Raw genomic sequence first — 2,494 nt, 5'->3', positions numbered from 1 at the left:
GATCTGGTTTTGCGAATACTGATATTGATGATACTAACGGCCCACCGGCCTGTTGAGGAACCTGTAAAACGGAAAGGCTCATTGAAGCCGTATATTTTCTGGAGGTTCATCAGGCGCGGAACTCATCAAGGCGCGGGAATAAAATCCCATTCAGACGCCGGATAGATTCAAGCAAGCCAACTTGTCGTCAAAATCGGTGTTGCAAAAACGGGAGTGACCATAGATTCCGTTTTCTGAGACGACCCCAAACAGGTGTCGGGAAATTTCGTTGAGATATTTTGAAGGAATCACAGTGTAAGCAGGCGCTTTTTCAGGGAGGCGCGTTCTTGCGGGTTGCGTCCCTTGTGATTGGCGATGCGATCCGCCGTGGCGGCCTGGCGCTTGACGGGCCAGTAGGAGCGGCCATCCTTGCCCATCGACCAGACGCTGCTGGCCTGGTTTTCCAGCAGGGGCAGATGGGCGCTCAGGGCTTCGGGCGACGCGCTGGTCAGCGCCGTGCGCTCACGGGTGCGCCAGCGCTGATGCCAGAGCTTCTTGTCCTCGCGCTCGCTGCCGCAGGTCGTGTGCCCGACGATGGGTGTTTTGCGGCGGCTGCGGCTCATAACGTAGTGGTCTCCAAGAACATTCAGGACTGATCCCAGGCGTCGATGGTCAAGACCTGATCGGCAGGACAGGCGGCTACGCGGTCGGGAACTGGATGGTGTTCAGTCTCATGCCGACCCCATTCGATTGATCGCGTCGCTTGCGGCACGCTGCGACGCAAGGAGGTTTGCGACCTGGTTTAGCAGCCGTGTCCGCTGCATGTCTGTTACCTATCTCCCCGACCGCTCATTGGACCAACTCCAGAGATTGGACTCTATCGCTCAGCCAATACGAAACCGGCATTGGCTGATGCCACAACCGAGACTAACACAAATGGCTCGGTACCTGTATTTCGCGCCCCGTGCACTTGGCCCGGTCTTGCCACGGCTATCTCACCTTCCCTGAGGGCACGAACAATCCCATTGCCCTGAAAGTAATCAGCCATTCCCGACAAAACAGTCCACGTGTCTTGGCCGTGAGGATGAATGTGAGCCGCAATTTCCTGCCCGGGATGGACATGCCAAACCACGATAATTGAGTCTCGGGTTTCAAGCACAACGGAACGAATAGGCTCGCCTTCGGACGGCTGAACATACTCGGCTACAGAAAATATTCTCGATTCAACAGTCATCGGAGATCCCTCTTTCACAGTTGTCGTTACGGTCTTCATCGTCGGCATCCTGACGCACGGCGGGCAATTGCTGGAGCAACGCCGGCAGCCATTCCTGTACCGTCTCCCACACCACATCGAGGTTGATGTCGAAATAGCCGTGAGCCATGCGATTACGCATATTGCGCATGCTGCGCCACGGCACGTCGGCATGCGCCTGGGTGAACTCGACGTAGCCATCCATCACCTTTGTGGCCGCCTCGCCGATGACGATCAGGCTCATGATGACGGCCTGCTGGGTGCGCTTGTCGGCCAAGAAGTCGTCCTTGGCCATCCCTTCCACGAAGCTGCGCGCATCGGTTGCGGCCTGCTGAATGTGGTCGAGGTAATCGGGCAGGCGGTTCTCGCTCATATCGGTTGCGCCTCCGCGAGCACCTTGGCCCGGAACTTCGGCGGCAGGTCGCCGGGAGTCAGCAGATCGACGTCAACGCCGAGCAGCGATTTCAGTTCTTCTTCCAAATCGCCCAAGTCCAACAACGTGGCACCGGGCAGCGCATCGACCAACAGGTCGAGGTCGCTGCCATCCCGGTCGGTGCCATGCAGCACCGAGCCGAAGACGCGCGGGTTCGCGGCGCGAAAGCGGCCTACCGCTTCACGCACTGCGCTTCGCTTCATGTCAAGCACAACAGACGGTCGCATGCGCATCCTTTCTTATCGAAACTCGTTGAGATGATATGCAATCAAGAATAGAATTTCAAGAACTTGTATGGGTCCACCACATATTGCAATTTTTACTCTCACGTAAAATATAGTCCACTGGCGTCATCAGTTCGAGTGATTTATGTGGCCTTTTGCTGTTATACAGCACCAGATATTCAGCCATTCTTTGATTAAACAAATTCAGGTCCTCAAAAAGCAACAATTCATTGAATTCAATAAATTGTTCTCTAAGTGTCCGGTTAAATCGCTCACAGGTCGCATTCATTTTCGGTGTGTACGGATAGGTCCAGATGTGTTTAATCGAGGCTTCCTGTAGCGTTTTATCAAAGTTACCGAGGAACTCCTTACCGTTGTCAGTGACAACTTGTCTGATAGCGACAGGAAAGAGCTTTGTGGCCTTGCTGAAGAAATGGCTGGTAATATGGCACTGTTGCAAAGTTAGCGATGAGGCAGCGTTTTGTCTTATTCAAAGGCCTTACATTTCAAAAACTCTGCTTACCAGGCGCATTTCGCCCAGGGGATCACCATAATAAAATGCTGAGGCCTGGCCTTTGCGTAGTGCACGCATCACCTCAATACCTT

At 54.3% G+C, this 2,494-nt stretch carries 4 protein-coding genes and 2 pseudogenes; all 6 read right to left on the bottom strand.

What is annotated here, in order from left to right; all coding sequences use genetic code 11:
- Positions 1-287: 287 nt before the first annotated feature.
- Positions 288-602 carry a hypothetical protein gene (locus ACHHZ6_RS24615; protein WP_000091613.1) on the bottom strand — a complete coding sequence of 105 codons (315 nt, stop codon included), beginning with the start codon at positions 600-602 and terminating at the stop codon, positions 288-290.
- Between the two features lie 254 nt (positions 603-856).
- Positions 857-1,213 carry a cupin domain-containing protein gene (locus ACHHZ6_RS24610; protein ID WP_000215515.1) on the bottom strand — a complete coding sequence of 119 codons (357 nt, stop codon included), beginning with the start codon at positions 1,211-1,213 and terminating at the stop codon, positions 857-859.
- Positions 1,203-1,604 (bottom strand): DUF86 domain-containing protein, encoded by a 402-nt coding sequence (locus ACHHZ6_RS24605; RefSeq protein WP_001293886.1) that lies wholly within the window; start codon positions 1,602-1,604, stop codon positions 1,203-1,205. Before ACHHZ6_RS24605 ends, ACHHZ6_RS24610 begins: the two co-directional genes overlap by 11 nt.
- On the bottom strand, positions 1,601-1,891 hold the full coding sequence (locus ACHHZ6_RS24600) for a nucleotidyltransferase family protein (protein WP_001247892.1): 291 nt from the start codon (positions 1,889-1,891) through the stop codon (positions 1,601-1,603). The genes ACHHZ6_RS24605 and ACHHZ6_RS24600 overlap by 4 nt, the downstream gene beginning before the upstream one ends.
- A 55-nt stretch (positions 1,892-1,946) precedes the next feature.
- Positions 1,947-2,333, bottom strand: a pseudogene (locus tag ACHHZ6_RS24595) (integrase core domain-containing protein); the annotation flags it as partial.
- A gap of 54 nt (positions 2,334-2,387) precedes the next feature.
- Positions 2,388-2,494, bottom strand: a pseudogene (locus ACHHZ6_RS24590) (IS6 family transposase); the annotation flags it as partial.

The sequence above is a fragment of the Enterobacter cloacae complex sp. 2024EL-00214 genome, from assembly GCF_043945575.1.
Taxonomy (GTDB): Bacteria; Pseudomonadota; Gammaproteobacteria; order Enterobacterales; family Enterobacteriaceae; genus Enterobacter; species Enterobacter cloacae_P.
Note: the sequence above shows the minus strand (reverse complement) of the source record. Positions and strands in the feature narration are given on the sequence as shown.